Here is a 16,182-nt window from a genome sequence, read left to right as displayed (position 1 = left end):
TCATCTTCCGATCGCGGAAAACAGAGGCAACCGTTACGGCAACGTGTAGGCCGTCTTGACCGTCGTATAGAACTCGGCGGCGTAGCGCCCCTGTTCGCGGGCGCCGAAGCTGGAGCCCTTTCGACCGCCGAACGGCACATGGTAATCGACGCCGGCGATCGGCAGGTTCACCATCACCATGCCGGCTTCGGAATTGCGCTTGTAGTCGCTGGCGTATTTCAGGCTGGTGGTGCAGATGCCGGATGACAGGCCGAAATCGGTATCATTCGCGGTCGCCAGCGCTTCGCCATAATCCTTGACCCGGATGACCGCGGCCACCGGCCCAAAGATCTCCTCGCGCGCGATCCGCATCTTGTTGCTCACATCGGTGAACAACGCCGGCTGGAGGTAGAAGCCGGGTGCCTCGCGGTTGAGGCGCTCGCCGCCGAAGGCGAGCTTGGCGCCTTCGTCCTTGCCGATGCTGATATATTTGAGATCCTGATCGAGCTGGCTCTGATCGACGACGGGGCCGATATCGGTTCCGGCCTTCACCGCGTCATCGACCTTCAGGCCGCGCATCCGCTCGGTCAGGGCCTCGACGAACTTGTCGTGAATGCCTGATGTGACGATCAACCGGGAGGCGGCGGTGCAGCGCTGGCCGGTAGAAAAGAACGCGCTATTGGCGGCGCATTCCACGGCGACCTTCAGATCCGCGTCGTCGAGCACGACCAGCGGATTCTTGCCGCCCATTTCGAGCTGGAACTTCTTCATCGGCCGCGAGGCGATGCAGGCCGCCGCCACCTTCTGGCCGGTGGCCACCGAGCCGGTGAAGCTGATCGCGGCAACATCAGGATGCTCCAGCAGGACCGCGCCGACTTCCGAGCCACGCCCGATCACGAGGTTGAGCACGCCTTTGGGCAGGCCGGCGCGATGCAGGATATCGACCAGCGCCCAGGTCGAGCCTGGAACAAGATCGGCGGGCTTGACCACCACGGTATTGCCATAGGCCAAAGCCGGGGCGATCTTCCAGGCTGGAATGGCGATCGGGAAATTCCACGGTGTGATCAGGCCGACAACGCCCAGCGCTTCGCGTGTAATCTCGATGTCGATGCCGGGGCGCACGGAAGCGAGTTTCTCACCGGCCATCCGCAGGCATTCGCCGGCAAAGAACGCAAAGATCTGGCCGGCGCGCGCGACTTCGCCGACGCCTTCCGGCAGCGTCTTGCCTTCCTCGCGCGACAACAGCCGGCCCAGTTCGTCCTTGCGGGCCAGGATTTCGTCCGACGCCTTTTTCAGGATGTCGTAGCGCGCTTGCGGCGTCGATCGCGACCATGCCGGAAACGCCGCTTTGGCGGCCGCAATCGCAGCCTCGGCTTGCGGGCGCGTGCCACGCACGGCTTCGCCGACGATGTCCTTGGTATCGGATGGATTGACGTTCGGCGCGCGAGCGCCATCGGACAACCATTCGCCGTCGATCAGATTGTTGAACATCAGCATGATGTGGACTCGCTGTTAGAGAAAAACGCGTTCGGTGCCAGCCAGCGGCATATTATCGTCCGTTGGCCTTACGCCAAGCCGCAAAATCCTTGGGCGTCTGCTCGTCGGTTGCGGGGTAGAGGCCGAGGATCGAACGGCCGCCGCGAACCTGCTCGGTGACAAAATCCTCAAACGCGGTCATCTCGACCGCTTCGTCCGCGATCTCGTCGGCGAGGTGGGCAGGAATCACGATAACGCCATCGGCATCGCCGAGGATGACGTCGCCGGGAAACACCGGCGCGTCGCCGCAGCCGATCGGGACGTTGATCTCGATCGCCTGGTGCAGCGTCAGATTGGTCGGCGCGCTCGGGCGTTGGTGATAGGCGGGAAAGCCAAGCGCCGCGATTTCAGCGGAATCGCGAAAGCCGCCATCGGTGATCACGCCGGCGCAGCCGCGCTGCATCAGCCGCGTCACCAGGATAGCGCCGGCGGATGCGGCGCGGGCATCCTTGCGGCTGTCCATCACCAGCACCGCGCCAACCGGGCAGTCCTCGATCGCCTTGCGCTGCGGGTGGCCGCGGTCGCGAAACACGTCGATCTTGTTGAGATCCTCGCGCGCCGGCATGTAGCGCAGCGTAAAGGCTTCGCCGACCAGCACCGGCTGATCAGGCCCGAGCGGATGCACGTCCTGGATCATCTGGATGCGGAAGCCGCGCTTGAACAGCGCGGTGGCGACGGTGGCGGTGGACACGGTTTTCAGCTTGTTGCGGGTAGCGTCGGTCAGTTTTGTCATTGTCATTCTCGCTTTCTTTGTCATTCCGGGGCGCTCGCGTCAGCGAGCGAACCCGGAATCTCGAGGTTCTCAGATGCGCAATTGCGCATCATAGTTCGATGCTTCGCATCGCCCCGGAACGACGGGTGAATCAAACCGCCCCGTGCGACTCCACATAAAGCGCATAGACCGAGTGGCAGCTCGTCATGTAGAGGCGGTTATTCTTCGGGCCGCCGAAGGTGAGATTGGCGCAGCGCTCCGGCAGGCGGATATGGGCGAGCGGCTTGCCGGCGGGGCTGAACACCATGACGCCGTCGAGGTCCTCGGACTTGCCCTTGAGCTGAAACACTTTTCGGCTGCCTACATCCGCCGGTTCGGACTGCAACGCGCCGTTGGAGCCCCAGCCGCACCACAGATTGCCGTCGCGGTCGACGCGGAAACCGTCGAGCGCGCCCTGATCCGCGGCGTCGATCAGCTTGGTCTTGCCGTCCAGCGTGCCATCGTCCTTGACGTCATAACTCCAGATACTGCGGTTCGGCGTGCCCTTCCATTCCACGACATAGAGCTTCTTCTCGTCGGGCGAGAAGGCCAGGCCATTGGGATTGACGATATCGGTAAGGACGGCGCTGAGCTTGCCGTCCTTGGTGAGGCGATAGACGTTGGTGGCGGCCTGCTCCGGCTTTTCCTTCTTGCCTTCCCATTCGCCGTTAATGCCGAATATGGGATCGGTGAACCAGATGGTGTCATCGGACTTCACTACGATGTCGTTCGGTGCGTTCAGCCGCTTGCCCTCGAACTTGTCGGCTAGCACGGTGATCTTGCCATCCTTCTCGGTGCGGGTGATGCGGCGGGTGACCGAATGCTCGCAGGTGACGAGCCGGCCCTGACGGTCGCGCGCATTGCCGTTGGCGTAGTTGGCGTTGGCGCGGAAGACCGAGGTCTGGTTGGTTTTCTCGTCGAATTTCATGATGCGGTTGTTCGGGATGTCAGAAAACAGCAGATAGCCGCCCTCGGGAAAATAGGCCGGCCCTTCGGCCCAGCGCATGCCGGTGGCGACCTGTTCGACGGTCGACGAATAGATCCGGTATTTTGCAAAACCGGGATCGAGGATCTGCACCGCTGGATCGGGATAGCGCTGGTTCGGCGTGAACGGGAATGATTGTGCGCCGGCGGCGCGGGCGAGAAGTGTCGAAGCAGCGGCGGCGCCGGCCCCTGCGAGCAGGTTGCGTCGGGTCACGTTCATTGGTCGTCCTCCCCTTGTGATGCTTTTTGTTTGGTCTTAGCTCTATCCTCGTCATTGCGAGCGAGGCGAAGCAATCCATTCTTCTTTTATGCCGTGAGATGGATTGCTTCGCTTCGCTCGCAATGACGGATGACGGTTCGTGCCCCGGAACTACGGCTAGTAAATCGACGGCTCGTCGACCGGCTTGCCAAATCCGGTCTCCAGAAAATCGAAGTCGCAGCCTTCATTGGCCTGTTTGATGTGTCGGGTGAACATCCAGCCATAACCGCGCTCGTAGCGCGGCTCCGGCGCCTTCCACGCGGCGCGGCGGTTTGCGAGCTCCGCGTCCGGAACATCGAGATTGATGGTGCGCGCGTTGACATCGAGCGTGATCTTGTCGCCGTTCCGCACCAGCGCCAGCGGGCCGCCGATATAGGATTCCGGCGAGACGTGCAGGATGCAGGCGCCGTAGCTGGTGCCGCTCATCCGCGCATCCGACAGCCGCACCATGTCGCGCACGCCCTGCTTCACCAGCTTGGTCGGGATCGGCAACATGCCCCATTCCGGCATGCCCGGCCCGCCCTGCGGGCCGGCATTGCGCAGGATCAGCACGTGATCCGCGGTGACGTCGAGATTGGGATCGTCGATCGCCTTCTTCATCGAAGGGTAATCGTCGAACACCAGCGCCGGGCCGGTGTGCTTGAGGAAACGCGGCTCGCAGGCGCTCGGCTTGATCACGCAGCCGTCGGGCGCCAGATTGCCCTTGAGCACGGCGAGCGCGCCCTCGGCGTAGATCGGATCCTTTACGGTGCGGATGACGTCGTCATTGTAGACTTCGGCGCGGGCGATGTTGTCGCCGAGGCTCTGGCCTGTCACCGTCATGACGTCGAGATGCAGATGCTCCTTGATGCGGCTCATCAGGCCCGGCAGGCCGCCGGCATAGAAGAAATCTTCCATCAGATATTTGTCGCCGCTCGGCCGCACATTGGCGATCACGGGCACCTTGCGGCTGGCGGTCTCGAAATCGTCGAGCCCGATGTCCTGACCGGCGCGGCGGGCCTGCGCGATCAGATGGATGATCGCATTGGTCGAGCAGCCCATCGCCATCGCGACGGTGATGGCGTTCTCAAAGGCCTTACGGGTCTGGATCTTCTGCGGCGTCAAATCTTCCCACACCATCTCGACAATGCGGCGGCCGCATTCCGAGGCCATGCGGATGTGGCCGGCATCGGCGGCGGGAATCGAGGAGGCGCCCGGCAGCGTCATGCCGATCGACTCCGCGATTGCCGTCATGGTGGACGCGGTGCCCATGGTCATGCAGGTGCCGTAGCTGCGGGCGATGCCGGCCTCAACATCGACCCAATCCTTGTCGGAGATTTTCCCCGCGCGCCGCTCATCCCAGAATTTCCAGGCGTCCGAGCCCGAGCCCAGCGTCTTGCCCTTCCAGTTGCCGCGCAGCATCGGCCCGGCCGGCAGATAGATCGTCGGCAGGTTCATGCTGGTGGCCCCCAACAGGAGACCCGGCGTGGTCTTGTCGCAACCGCCCATCAGCACGACGCCGTCGACGGGATGGCCGCGAAGCAATTCCTCGGCGTCCATTGCCAGCATGTTGCGGTAGAGCATGGTGGTCGGCTTCAGGAACGATTCCGACAGCGACAGCGCCGGCAGCTCCATCGGAAAACCGCCCGCCATCAGGATGCCGCGCTTGACATCGTCGACGCGGCTCTTGAAGTGCATGTGGCAGGGCTGCGCATCCGACCAGGTGTTGAGAATCGCGATGACCGGCCGGCCCTTCCACTCCTCCGGCGCATAACCCATCTGCATCGCGCGCGAACGATGACCGAAGGCGCGGAGATCATCGGGTGCGAACCAGCGGGCGCTGCGGAGGTCGTCGGGGTTCTTCTTGTTGCTCATGACTGCGTGCCCCATTTCTGGACGGTGTTGCGCTCGATGGTGCGGAAGATCAGGTTCTCAACAATCAAGCCGATCGCGATCACCGTCAACAGGCCGGCGAACACCGCGGGAATATCCAGGAGATTGCGGTTCTCGAAGATGAACCAGCCGAGGCCGCCCTGCCCCGACGAGACGCCGAACACCAGTTCGGCGGCGATCAGCGTGCGCCAGGCGAACGCCCAGCCGATCTTCAGGCCGGTCAGGATCGAGCCGAAGGCGGCGGGGATCAGAATGCGCGCGACATAGGGCAAGCCGCGCAGGCCGTAATTGCGGCCGACCATGCGCAGCGTGTTGGACACGCTCTTGAAGCCGGAATGCGTGTTGAGCGCGACCGGCCACAGCACCGAATGGATCAGCACGAACACGAGGCTGCCATTGCCGAGACCGAACCAGATCAGCGCCAGCGGCAGCAGCGCAATCGCCGGCAGCGGATTGAACATCGCGGTGATGGTTTCGAGAAAATCGGTGCCGATCCGGGTCGAGATCGCGAGAATCGTGAAGATCGCCGCGAGGATGATGCCGGCGGCGTAGCCCATGAACAGCACTTTTAGCGACGCCCAGGCGCGCAACGGAATGGTGCCGTCGCGCACCTTGTCGAACATCGTCAGGATGGTGTCGTGGAAGGTCGGAAACAACAGTGGATTGTCGAGGATGGTGCCGTAGATCTCCCATGCGGCTGCGAGAAAGAGAATGATCACCGTCTTGCGGACGAAGCCGTCGTTCCACAGCAGCTCCAGCACGGTGAGCTTGCGCTCGACTTCGGCCGGCACGGTCGCGGCAAGGTCGGCGGTATCGCGCAGCAGGATTCTTGCTTCACCCATGGCGCGTTCCCTCAATGTGCCGTGACGGCGTCGGCGAACAGCAGATCGTGGATCTGCTTTTCCAGCCGCGCGGCGCTGCCGTCCTCGCCGGAGACCCGATCGACATCGATGACCTCGGCCTTGACCCGGCCCGGATGCGGCGACAGCAGCAGGATGCGGTTGCCGATCTTGATCGCTTCCGCGATCGAATGGGTGACGAACAGAACGGTGAACTTTGTTTCCGCCCAGAGTTGCAGCAATTCGTCCTGGCAGGTCCGCCGCGTCAGCGCGTCCAGCGCGGCAAACGGCTCGTCCATCAACAAAATATCCGGCTCCATCGCCATGCCGCGCGCGATCGCCACGCGCTGCTTCATGCCGCCGGACAGCGTGTGTGGATAGGCATCGACGACACGGGTGAGGCTGACCTTCTCGATATAAGCGCGCGCCCGCACTTCCGCTTCCTTGCGCGGCAGGCGGCGCGTCATCAACAGCGGAAACATCACGTTTTCCAGCACGGTCTTCCACGGCAGCAGCTGGTCGAACTCCTGGAAGATCATCATGCGATCGGCGCCGGGCTCGGATATTTCGCGACCCGAGATGCGCATCTTGCCTTCGCTCGGCGTCATGTAACCGCCGACCGCCTTCAATAGCGTGGACTTGCCGCAACCGGAGGGGCCGAGCAGCACGAAGCGATCGGAGCGATCGACCGTGAAGGAGACCCGCTCGGTCGCGGTCACCACCGCGCTCGAAGTCTTGTAGCGCAGCGTTACGTCGCTGACATCGAGAAGCGCGGCCATGTCGATCAATTGCCCTTCAGGTCGTGCGCGACCGGCAGATAATAGTCGGTGAAGGCTTTTGGCATCGTCTTCAGCGTACCGGTCTTGAACAGATGGGCGGCGAATTTCATGGTGCCCTGCGGCTGCAGGTTCCATTCCATCATGCCTGGCTCCTTGAGCCACGCCAGCAGATCCTCGACGCTGGTTTTGTCGCCGGTGACTTCCTTGTAGATCTCGACTGCAGCCTTGGTGTCGCTGCGGATCAGGTCGTGCGCCTCCTTGGTGGCATCACGCACCGCCTGCACGATCTTCGGATTGGCGTCGGCGAATTTGGTGGTGGTGAAGAACTGCGCCTGGCTGAGCGGGCCACCCATCACGTCGGGCGAGGTCAGCACCACGTGCGCGCCGGGCACGTTCTTCAATTCGAGGAAGGTGAACGGCGGGATCGAAAAGTGATTGCGGACCTCGTGCTGGGCGTTGGTCAGCGCCACATAGGCGTCGGGATGGCCGAGCTGCACAGTGTTGACATCGAGCTTCGACCATTGATCGGCGCCGAAGGCTTCGGCGGCCGCGATCTGCAGCACGATCGCCTGCGTCGAGACCTTCACGGTAGGCACCGCGATCTTGTCGTTCGGGCCGAAATCCTTGATCGATTTGATATTGGCGTCGCGGCTGATCAGCGTCATCGGCTGCGCCGAAGTGGCGACGATGCCCTTGACGCCGCCGCGGGTGCGATCCCACAGCAGCAGCAGATTACCGGTCCCGGTGTTGAGGATGTCGACGCCACCGGCCAGGAAAGCATCGGTCTGCGCGCCGCCGCCGCTCAGGTTGATCCATTTGGTTGACACGCCGGGAACGCCGAGCGAAGCGGCGTGCTTCTCGATCAGTTTGTTCTTTTCCATGATGTGCGAGGGCATGTAGAAAATGCCCGGCTGCCGCGACAGCGCGATCTCGGCCTTCTGCTGCGCCGAAGCCGGCGCGCCCGGCAGCGACATCAGCATCGCAACGGCGCCCACCCAGGCGCTCCACATCCCGTTTTTCATTGTGCATCTCCTCCGGCGCCGCGTTGACGCTTCCGGGGAGATGCACTAATGTATTAGTGTATTTGAAGCAAGTCCCTTCTGAAACGGCCGGTCGCCCGATGGCTCCCTCGCAAACCGCCTCCCGCCGCGCAGCCCCGCGTTCCACAGGCGGGCTCGATCGCGACCGTCAGGCCGCGCCGCAGGTATTCGAGCGCCTGCGCGGCATGATCATTTCGCTGGAACTGCCGCCGGGATCGCCGCTGTCGCGCGCCGCGCTCGCCGGCCAGTTCGGTGTCAGCTCGACGCCGATCCGCGATGCGCTGATGCGGCTTGAGGAGGAAGGGCTGGTCGACGTCTTCCCGCAGTATGCAACCGTGGTCTCCAGGGTCGACGTACGGCTGGCGCAGCAGGCGCATTTCCTGCGGCAGGCGGTCGAACTCGAAATCGTGCGTGCGCTCGCGATCCAGCACCATGAGGTGCTCGTCGCCGAACTTCACGCGACGATTGCCCGCCAGCAGCAATATGCCAAGGCCGGCGATTTCGAAAAATTCATGGCGGCCGATAACGAATTCCACAGCCAGCTCTATTCGGCCGCCGACAAGCAGGACATCTGGGCGCTGGTGCGCAGCCGCAGCGGGCATATCGACCGGCTGCGCCGGATGCATCTGCCCTCGCCCGGCAAGGCGCAGGATATCGTGCGGCATCACAGGCTGATCGCGAAGGCGATCGATGCCGGGGAGCCCGACGAGGCGCAAAAACACCTGCGCACCCATCTGTCGGGCACGCTCAGCGAACTTGTCCGGATTCGAGCGCGCCATCCGGAATATCTCAGCAACTGATCCTTGCGGCCCGTTGCGGCCTCGTCGCATGCGGTGGCCTGCAACGGTGAACCACGCTCGGTTGCCCAGGCAGGTTGGTATTTGTCTGCCCGGCAACGGGCGGATAGCGGCGCATTGTTCCGGCCTTTTGACGCACCAGCTGGAACGTTCCTGTCGGGGAAGCAGTTGCGACAACACGAGGATTCGGCAAAACTCGCAACCTGCCGTTGATTTGATTCCCGCAGGACCCGGAGAACTTTTTACTTTGGCAAGAATACTGGTCGTGGATGACGATGCGGCGGTCCAGGTGACCGTCCGCCTGTTGCTCGAGCGGGCCGGCCATAGCGTGGTCACGGCCGACGACGGGCGAAAGGGCTTGGCATTATGCCAGACCGGAGATTTCGATCTGTTGTTCCTGGACATCTTCATGCCGGGAATGGATGGCTTTGAAACCATGCGGATGGTTCGCCAGCACCGGCCGCAGATTCCGATCATCGTCACCTCCGGCCGGCCGATCTCTTCGGAGGCGGACACCGCCCCTGACTTCCTGACCATGGCGACCAAGCTCGGTGCGATCTCCAGCCTGCAGAAGCCGTTCCGGCCGGCGGACCTGCTGGCCGCCGTCACGGACTGCCTGGAAGCCGCCGAGCGCGGATCGCCGCGACCGGCCGGCGGTGTTGCGTCCTCCCCGTAATGCGCCATAGCATCCGACTCGGCCCAGTGGACTTGCCGGGCGGGGCGGGAGGGTGAGCGACCACCGACATGACGCTTACAACCAGGCTTGCCATCGCGATGATTGCGTTGGTCGCGATCGCGGTTTCCGCGGTCGGATGGCTGAGCTATCGCAACCTGGAACAGGCGCTGCTGCAGCGAGCCCGCGACCGCATCGAGACGCATTCGCGGCAGCTCGCGACCGACCTCGAATACTACGCCGCCAGCGCAACCGGAGATGTTGCGGGCTTTCGTTCGGCGGTGGCGCTGCACGGACTGATCCGCGCCCGCAAGGCGGGCGGCACCGATCCGATCGACGGCGTCTCCGAAAAGACCTGGCGCGACCGGATCGCATCGCGACTTGCGGCCGAACTCGAAGCCAAACCCTTCTACGCGATGTTTCGGATCATCGGCTTTGATGACGACGGGCGCGAGCTGGTCCGCGTCGACCGCGGGGGACCAAACGAAACGGTTCGGATCGTTCCTGAGGACGAACTGCAAAAGAGAAGCAATCGAAGCTATTTCCAGGAAACGGCCCGGCTCGGTCCCGGAGAAATCTACGTTTCGTCGCTCGATCTCGGCCGCCGCAACGGACTGATCGAAGAGATACACCGGCCAACGATTCGCGTCGCCGCGCCGATCTTCGCTGACGGCAAGCCGTTCGGCCTTTTCATGATCAATGTCGATATGCGACGGGCTTTCGACCGTATCAGGTCATCGGCATGGCCAGGCGAGACGATCTACGTCGTCAACCGGCAGGGCGACTATCTCATCCACCCCGATCGTTCGCGCGAGTTCGGCGCATTGCTCGGCAAGCCTAACAACTGGAAAGCCGACTTCCCGAATCTGGCGTCGCTGGCCGGGACAACACGCGCGATCGCCGACATCGTGCCGGATCATGCGGCCCGGCTCGACGGGATAGCTCTCGCCCCTGCCCTTTTGGCCGGGACCGAATGGGTCGGCGTCATCGAAACTACCCCGTACGCCGTGATCATGGCGCCGGCTGCGAGCATCAGGAACACCTCGCTTCTGGTCGGAGCCATCGCGGTATTGTCAGCGGCGATGCTGGCGCTATTGATCGCGCGGTCGCTGACCCGGCCGATCGTCCGGCTGACCGAAGCCGTTCAGGGGGCGGCCAAAAAGGGAACGGTCGCCATTCCCATCGATGCCCCCGGCGAAACCGGCGTGCTCGCGCGCGCGTTTGCGCAAGCGATCGGGGAAGTGAATGCGAAGACCGTCGCACTTGAGCAGGAGGTTCAGGAGCATCGCCGCACCATCGCGGCGCGCGACCATCATGCCGAGCGGGAGCAACTGTTCAGCGCGGCGGTCGAATCCTCCAACGACGCCATCATCACGACGTCACTCGACGGCACCATCACCGGCTGGAACTCGGCCGCCGGGCGGCTTTACGGATACTCCGCAGCGGAAGCCACGGGCAAGAACATCACGCTGCTCGTACCCGTCAACCGTCTGCCGGAGATACAGGACACGTTGCGACGGATCGGCTGGGGTGAGCGCTTCGAGAATAATGAAACGGTGCGCCTGCACAAGGATGGCCGACGGATCGAAGTCTCGCTCAGCATTTCCCCGATCAAGTCCCCCTCGGGCGCGACCATCGGAATCTCGAAGGTCGCGCGCGACATCACCGACGCCAACAAGACCAGACAGGTGCTGCAGCAACAGACGGAGGAGCTGCGCCGCATCTTCGAGACCTCGCAGGATCTGATCATGGTGATGGATGCGCGGGGATTTCTGGTTCAGATCAGTCCGAGCTGCGAGGCCATATTGGGCTACCGGCCTGCGGAAATGATCGGCCGCAGCGGCGTCGACTTCATTCATCCCGACCATCTCGAAAATTCCCGCGCGGAAATGCGGGCGGCGCGGGCCGGGCGGCGGCCGAAGATGTCCGACACGCGCTGCATTCACAAGGACGGGCGCCAGGTTTGGCTATCCTGGCTCGGAACGTGGTCCGAACCGGTCAAACGCTTCTTCTTCGTCGGCCGCGACATGACCGAGAGCAGGTTGGCGCAGGAGACGTTGCGCGAAAGCGAGCAACTCGCGCGCGGCATCATCGACACCGCGCTCGACGCCTTCGTCCAGGTCGACGAGAAGGGCCTGATCCGGGACTGGAATGCGCAGGCCGAGAATATCTTCGGCTGGCCGCGCGATGAAGCGCTCGGCAGCAATGTGTTCGATCTGATGGGCCAGCCGGACGGGCAAGGACCTCTCAAGAAAGCCATGCAAGCCTTCCTGCTTTCCGGCGAAGAGGTCGTCCGTCAGCCCCGCCGCGAACTCCAGATCAGGCAGCGGGACGGCAAGGAAATCACGGTTGAGCTGAGCATCGCCGCGCTGAGGACGCGTGGGGGCTTCGTGTTCAACGGATTCGTCCGCGACCTCACCGACAGGATCGCGGCCGAGGACAGGATCCGGCAGGCCGAGAAAATGGAGGCGGTCGGCCAGCTCACCGGCGGCATCGCGCACGACTTCAACAATATCCTGACCGTGATCACCGGAACGATCGAGATCCTGGCCGACGCCGTCAAGGGCGAACCGCAGCTTGCCGCCATCACGCGAATGATCGACGAGGCCGCGTCGCGCGGCGCCGACCTTACCCAGCATTTGCTCGCTTTCGCGCGCAAGCAGCCCCTCGAACCAAAGATAACCGACGTCAACACGCTGATCATCGACACCGCGAAACTACTGCAGCGAACGCTCGGCGAGCACGTCGAGATCGAATCGGTGTTCGGCGACGAGACCTGTCCGGCGATCGTCGATCCCAATCAACTCGCCACCGCGATCCTCAACCTTGCCCTCAACGCCCGCGACGCCATGCCGGACGGGGGCAAGCTGATCATCGAGACCGGCTTCGTCATTCTCGATGACAATTATGCGAGGATGCACAGCGACGTCCGGCCCGGCCGCTATGCCATGATCGCGGTGAGCGATACCGGAACCGGCATCCCGGCCGCGATCCTCGACAAGGTATTCAATCCGTTCTTCACCTTGAAGGGCCCGGGCAAGGGCACCGGCCTGGGGCTGAGCATGGTGTACGGCTTTGTCAAGCAATCGGCCGGGCACATCATGATCTACAGCGAGGAGGGCCACGGCACGACGATCAAGATGTATCTGCCGCCCGCTACCGGCGCCTTGCCAGTGGCCGAGCCGACGCTGGCGCCTGCCGTCGAGGGCGGCCATGAAACAATCCTGGTCGTGGAAGACGACACGCTGGTGCGCAACTATGTGCTGACGCAACTGCATTCACTCGGCTACGTCACGCTGGATGCGGCGAACGCGAGCGAGGCGCTGGTGCTCGCCCACACCGGCCATCCGTTCGACCTGCTGTTTACCGACGTAATCATGCCCGGCATGAACGGCCGTCAGCTCGCCGACGAGATCATGAAGGTCAGGCCCGGGTTGAGGGTATTGTTCACCTCGGGCTACACCGAGAATGCCATCATTCATCACGGCCGGCTCGACGAAGGCGTATTGCTGCTCGCCAAGCCCTATCGGAAATCGGATATGGCGATCATGATCCGAAAGGCGCTCACCGGTTGATCACCACCGCGACGTCTTATCCGGCCGGCCTGCAATCAGACCAGAACTCGCGTCAGACCAGACTCTCGTCAGGCTTGTCCCTGACGCTGCGTGGTCATCACGATTCGGACCAGGTCAGCGGCATTCCGCGCGCCGAGCTTCTTCATGATATTGGCGCGGTGATCCTCGATCGTGCGCGGACTGATCCCGAGATGCCGCCCCGCTTCCTTGTTGGACGCACCGGCGGTGAACTGCTCCAGCACCTCGCGTTCGCGCCGCGTGAGCGGTTCGCGCCCCGGAAAATGCAGGGTCGCAATGCGCGACGGCGCGTTTTGCGCCTGCCGACGCGCGTACGCCTCGATCGCCTCATCGAGTCTCGCCACAATTTCACTGCCGCGAAACGGCTTTTCGATGAAGTCCAGCGCGCCGTTCTTGATGGCGCTGACCGCCATGGCGATATCGCCCTGCCCCGAGATCATGAAGATCGGCGCGGGATAGTCCTCGCCATGAAGCTCTCTCAGGATATCGAGACCAGACTTACCGGGGATATGCACGTCGAGCAGGATGCAGGCTGGCGTCCGCGTTCGTGCAATCGCCAGCAAAGCTGCGCCGTCGGCGAAACAGATGACCTGATAGCCGCCTGCCGACAAGACCATCGAAAGCGTGTCGCGAACGGCAGGGTCGTCATCGACTACAAAGATCTCCCCGCGGGAGGGGGCTTTCTCAGTCATGTTCCATCGTCCATGCGTGGTTGAATGCGACGCACACTCGGATAACGGTATCGAACTCCATACCGGACCGTATTTGTACGGGACCACAGCTTAACGCACAAGTAGCAACGCGCCCCTAAAAAAATAACTCAGGAGTGCACCTATGCAGAATGCAGCAGGCAACGGCGTCGCACTGGCGGCCCACGACCAGAATGCCACCTACCGCGCCGTGATTTCAGACCTCGTGAGCCTGGTCGAGCACGTTCAGAAGAGCCTGCGGCTGATCGAACAGACGATCGCGAGGGAAACTTCACCGGAAATGACGCCCGGCAGCCCCGAGAGTTCCACCAACATCATCGTGCTCGACGACATATCTCCACGCTACATGAAGGCCGATGCGGCTCCGCAAGCCTGCGATGTCAATCTTGGCATCGCGCTGCGCTCCCTGCTCGATTCCAGCGATAGCGATCCCTGTGCCGCAAGCCTGCCCGCGCTTCCGGTCACCGGGGCGTAAGGCCGACGCGGCGCTGATCCGCTGGAGCGTACGATGCTCCTCCGCCGCAAATTTCTCCCCGGATTTTCTCGCGCGGTCAACCGTCAGCTGCGATCGCTGCGTGGCCTCCGGCATGCCACGGGCGCGCCGCCGAGCCCGAATGCCGCCACGACGATGGAGAAACTGGACGCAGCGCTCAATAGTATGAGCCACGGCCTTTGCATGTTCGGTCCCGACAATCGCCTGCTGCCGTGGAACGATCGCTACGTCAAAATGCACAGACTGGCGCCCGACTGCCTGCGCGTCGGGTGGTAAACCCGTCGCCGGTCGATTTGCGCGGCAGCGACGATCCTTGCGACGCTCGTCGAAACCGGCCTCGATCCGCAACGTCTTGAAGTCGAAATCACCGAGGGTGTGCTGTTCGAGGATTTCGAACGGCGCTTGCCATCCTGCGCCGGATCAAGGGTCTCGGCGTGCGCATCGCGACGGACGATTTCGGCACCGGCTATTCATCGCTGTCCTACCTGCAGGAGACGCGTGAAGCGTGTCAGATTCAGGGCTATCTGATCGGCCGGCCGGAGCCGATTGCGCATTACCAGCATCTGGTGGCGGGTCTTGCCGGCGCGCGCGAGAAATTTGCCGGCGTCCGTTGAACCGGCCAGCGCCGGGTATGCGGCCCTGCGGGCCTTAGTGCATCGCCTCTTCGGCCTTTGACGAGGCGCCCGGACGCTTCTTGGCGTGCTTGCCTCTCAGGAAGCGGATGTCCATTTCCGTGCCGTTGACGCGAACGAGTTCGCAGCGGCGATAGGCAAGGCCGGTCGACGACAGCAGCAGGAAGAACTCCTTGAGATTGAGGCCTTGAATGGAGCCTTCCACCGTCAGCGTGGCGTCGGTGTCCGAGATCGAGTTGAGCTGACAGTCCCTGCGCCACGTCCCGTCGATCGCCATCAGGCAGACGTCATAGCCCCGGCTGAACGTAACCCGCTCTGCGCCTTTGCCGTCTTCTGACATCGTTCACCGTCCCGCCATCGCCGCTATTTTTGGCATCGACCCCGCACCCAGCGGAGACGCGGCGCGCCCGCCGCTCGGCCGATAGAGACCGCGCTTGTCCGGGAACGGCTTGAAGACATCCGTCAGGCCGACGACCGTTTCCGCCGCACCCAGCACCAGGAAGCCATCGCCTTCCATCACCTTGGCGAGACGTCCAAAGATATTGATCTTGGTTTCCTGATCGAAATAGATCAGCACGTTGCGGCAGAAGATGACGTCGAAGGTGCCAAGCTGCGAGAAATCGTGCAGCAGGTTGAGTTGCCGGTGCTGAACCATCGCGCGCAGTTCCGGGCTGATCTGCCAGAGCTCGCCGTTCTGCTTGAAATATTTGACGAGCAGCTGAATCGGAAGGCCACGCTGGACCTCGAACTGGCTATAGACGCCGGATTTCGATTTTTCGAGCACTTCCGTGGACAGGTCGGTCGCGATGATTTCGACGCGCCATCCCGCCAGCGCCGCGCCCATTTCCTTCAGCGACATGGCAAGCGAATACGGCTCCTGGCCGGTCGAGCCGGCGGCGCACCAGATCCTGATGCTCTTTCGGTTGGCGCGCGCCTTCAACGCTTCCGGCATGATCGTGTCGCGGAAGTGTTCGAACGGCACCTTGTCGCGGAAGAAGAAGGTTTCGTTGGTGGTCATGGCTTCGACCACCTGGGCGATGATCGATGACGATCCGCCCTTCATCTTCTGCACGAGTTCGCCGATGCCCGGCACGCCGCATTTGCGCGCCAGCGGAAGCAGGCGGCTTTCGATCAGATACTGCTTGTCTGCGGACAGGTCGAGACCGGAATGATCCTTCAGGAGCTTACGCAGATACTCATAGTCTGGCGGGGTCACGGGTGGCCTCTCGATGGTAAGCAGAAGAA

The 16,182-nt window shown here is 62.9% G+C and carries 15 protein-coding genes and 1 pseudogene; 6 read left to right on the top strand and 10 right to left on the bottom strand.

Going from position 1 to position 16,182, the window contains the following annotated elements:
• Positions 1 to 33: 33 nt before the first annotated feature.
• The 7 genes from ACPPVP_RS02675 to ACPPVP_RS02645 form a co-directional block, all read right to left on the bottom strand.
• A complete protein-coding gene (locus ACPPVP_RS02675) occupies positions 34 to 1,476 on the bottom strand; it encodes an aldehyde dehydrogenase family protein (RefSeq protein WP_426531044.1) in 1,443 nt (480 codons plus the stop codon).
• 52 nt (positions 1,477 to 1,528) lie between these two features.
• A complete protein-coding gene (locus ACPPVP_RS02670) occupies positions 1,529 to 2,248 on the bottom strand; it encodes a ribonuclease activity regulator RraA (protein ID WP_426531042.1) in 720 nt (239 codons plus the stop codon).
• Positions 2,249 to 2,378: 130 nt separating this feature from the next.
• Positions 2,379 to 3,470 carry an SMP-30/gluconolactonase/LRE family protein gene (locus tag ACPPVP_RS02665; protein ID WP_426531040.1) on the bottom strand — a complete coding sequence of 364 codons (1,092 nt, stop codon included), beginning with the start codon at positions 3,468 to 3,470 and terminating at the stop codon, positions 2,379 to 2,381.
• Between the two features lie 156 nt (positions 3,471 to 3,626).
• On the bottom strand, positions 3,627 to 5,363 hold the full coding sequence (gene araD, locus ACPPVP_RS02660) for an L-arabinonate dehydratase (RefSeq protein ID WP_426531038.1): 1,737 nt from the start codon (positions 5,361 to 5,363) through the stop codon (positions 3,627 to 3,629).
• Entirely contained in the window at positions 5,360 to 6,223 is an 864-nt protein-coding gene (locus ACPPVP_RS02655) for an ABC transporter permease (RefSeq protein WP_426531037.1), read from the bottom strand. The genes araD and ACPPVP_RS02655 overlap by 4 nt, the downstream gene beginning before the upstream one ends.
• An 11-nt stretch (positions 6,224 to 6,234) precedes the next feature.
• On the bottom strand, positions 6,235 to 6,999 hold the full coding sequence (locus ACPPVP_RS02650; RefSeq protein WP_426538409.1) for an ABC transporter ATP-binding protein: 765 nt from the start codon (positions 6,997 to 6,999) through the stop codon (positions 6,235 to 6,237).
• Positions 7,000 to 7,004: 5 nt separating this feature from the next.
• Positions 7,005 to 8,009 carry an ABC transporter substrate-binding protein gene (locus ACPPVP_RS02645; RefSeq protein ID WP_426538407.1) on the bottom strand — a complete coding sequence of 335 codons (1,005 nt, stop codon included), beginning with the start codon at positions 8,007 to 8,009 and terminating at the stop codon, positions 7,005 to 7,007.
• Positions 8,010 to 8,119: 110 nt separating this feature from the next.
• Between ACPPVP_RS02645 and ACPPVP_RS02640 the strand changes: the two genes are divergently transcribed.
• From ACPPVP_RS02640 to ACPPVP_RS02630, 3 genes are all read left to right on the top strand, one after another.
• Entirely contained in the window at positions 8,120 to 8,839 is a 720-nt protein-coding gene (locus tag ACPPVP_RS02640; protein WP_426531035.1) for a GntR family transcriptional regulator, read from the top strand.
• A 244-nt stretch (positions 8,840 to 9,083) separates the two neighbouring features.
• Positions 9,084 to 9,512, top strand: a complete 429-nt coding sequence (locus tag ACPPVP_RS02635; protein ID WP_426531033.1) for a response regulator — start codon at positions 9,084 to 9,086, stop codon at positions 9,510 to 9,512.
• A 68-nt stretch (positions 9,513 to 9,580) separates the two neighbouring features.
• Positions 9,581 to 13,084 carry a PAS domain S-box protein gene (locus tag ACPPVP_RS02630; RefSeq protein ID WP_426531031.1) on the top strand — a complete coding sequence of 1,168 codons (3,504 nt, stop codon included), beginning with the start codon at positions 9,581 to 9,583 and terminating at the stop codon, positions 13,082 to 13,084.
• Positions 13,085 to 13,152: 68 nt separating this feature from the next.
• Here ACPPVP_RS02630 and ACPPVP_RS02625 read toward each other — a convergent pair whose 3' ends face one another.
• Positions 13,153 to 13,794 carry a response regulator transcription factor gene (locus ACPPVP_RS02625; RefSeq protein ID WP_426531029.1) on the bottom strand — a complete coding sequence of 214 codons (642 nt, stop codon included), beginning with the start codon at positions 13,792 to 13,794 and terminating at the stop codon, positions 13,153 to 13,155.
• A gap of 142 nt (positions 13,795 to 13,936) precedes the next feature.
• Here ACPPVP_RS02625 and ACPPVP_RS02620 point away from each other — a divergent pair, with 142 nt between their 5' ends.
• From ACPPVP_RS02620 to ACPPVP_RS02610, 3 genes and pseudogenes are all read left to right on the top strand, one after another.
• Positions 13,937 to 14,287, top strand: a complete 351-nt coding sequence (locus ACPPVP_RS02620) for a hypothetical protein (RefSeq protein ID WP_426531027.1) — start codon at positions 13,937 to 13,939, stop codon at positions 14,285 to 14,287.
• Positions 14,288 to 14,320: 33 nt separating this feature from the next.
• Positions 14,321 to 14,581 (top strand): PAS-domain containing protein, encoded by a 261-nt coding sequence (locus tag ACPPVP_RS02615; RefSeq protein ID WP_426531025.1) that lies wholly within the window; start codon positions 14,321 to 14,323, stop codon positions 14,579 to 14,581.
• Between the two features lie 33 nt (positions 14,582 to 14,614).
• A pseudogene (locus ACPPVP_RS02610) lies at positions 14,615 to 14,919 on the top strand (EAL domain-containing protein); the annotation flags it as partial.
• 34 nt (positions 14,920 to 14,953) lie between these two features.
• On the opposite strand, the gene ACPPVP_RS02605 reads toward ACPPVP_RS02610, so the two are convergent.
• Entirely contained in the window at positions 14,954 to 15,277 is a 324-nt protein-coding gene (locus ACPPVP_RS02605; RefSeq protein ID WP_426531023.1) for a PilZ domain-containing protein, read from the bottom strand.
• 3 nt (positions 15,278 to 15,280) lie between these two features.
• Positions 15,281 to 16,153, bottom strand: a complete 873-nt coding sequence (locus ACPPVP_RS02600; protein ID WP_426531021.1) for a CheR family methyltransferase — start codon at positions 16,151 to 16,153, stop codon at positions 15,281 to 15,283.
• Between the last annotated feature and the right edge of the window lie 29 nt (positions 16,154 to 16,182).

It is taken from the genome of Bradyrhizobium sp. McL0615, assembly GCF_049993905.1.
In the GTDB taxonomy this organism is placed as follows: Bacteria; Pseudomonadota; Alphaproteobacteria; order Rhizobiales; family Xanthobacteraceae; genus Bradyrhizobium.
This window is presented reverse-complemented; position numbering and strand designations above follow the sequence as displayed.

Bases quoted from the DNA above. Each gene is read 5' to 3' on its own strand.
- ACPPVP_RS02675 (WP_426531044.1), bottom strand. From the start codon at position 1,476: ATGCTGATGTTCAACAATCTGATCGACGGCGAATGGTTGTCCGATGGC.
- ACPPVP_RS02670 (WP_426531042.1), bottom strand. From the start codon at position 2,248: ATGACAAAACTGACCGACGCTACCCGCAACAAGCTGAAAACCGTGTCC.
- ACPPVP_RS02665 (WP_426531040.1), bottom strand. From the start codon at position 3,470: ATGAACGTGACCCGACGCAACCTGCTCGCAGGGGCCGGCGCCGCCGCT.
- araD (WP_426531038.1), bottom strand. From the start codon at position 5,363: ATGAGCAACAAGAAGAACCCCGACGACCTCCGCAGCGCCCGCTGGTTC.
- ACPPVP_RS02655 (WP_426531037.1), bottom strand. From the start codon at position 6,223: ATGGGTGAAGCAAGAATCCTGCTGCGCGATACCGCCGACCTTGCCGCG.
- ACPPVP_RS02650 (WP_426538409.1), bottom strand. From the start codon at position 6,999: ATGGCCGCGCTTCTCGATGTCAGCGACGTAACGCTGCGCTACAAGACT.
- ACPPVP_RS02645 (WP_426538407.1), bottom strand. From the start codon at position 8,009: ATGTGGAGCGCCTGGGTGGGCGCCGTTGCGATGCTGATGTCGCTGCCG.
- ACPPVP_RS02640 (WP_426531035.1), top strand. From the start codon at position 8,120: ATGGCTCCCTCGCAAACCGCCTCCCGCCGCGCAGCCCCGCGTTCCACA.
- ACPPVP_RS02630 (WP_426531031.1), top strand. From the start codon at position 9,581: ATGACGCTTACAACCAGGCTTGCCATCGCGATGATTGCGTTGGTCGCG.
- ACPPVP_RS02625 (WP_426531029.1), bottom strand. From the start codon at position 13,794: ATGACTGAGAAAGCCCCCTCCCGCGGGGAGATCTTTGTAGTCGATGAC.
- ACPPVP_RS02620 (WP_426531027.1), top strand. From the start codon at position 13,937: ATGCAGAATGCAGCAGGCAACGGCGTCGCACTGGCGGCCCACGACCAG.
- ACPPVP_RS02615 (WP_426531025.1), top strand. From the start codon at position 14,321: ATGCTCCTCCGCCGCAAATTTCTCCCCGGATTTTCTCGCGCGGTCAAC.
- ACPPVP_RS02605 (WP_426531023.1), bottom strand. From the start codon at position 15,277: ATGTCAGAAGACGGCAAAGGCGCAGAGCGGGTTACGTTCAGCCGGGGC.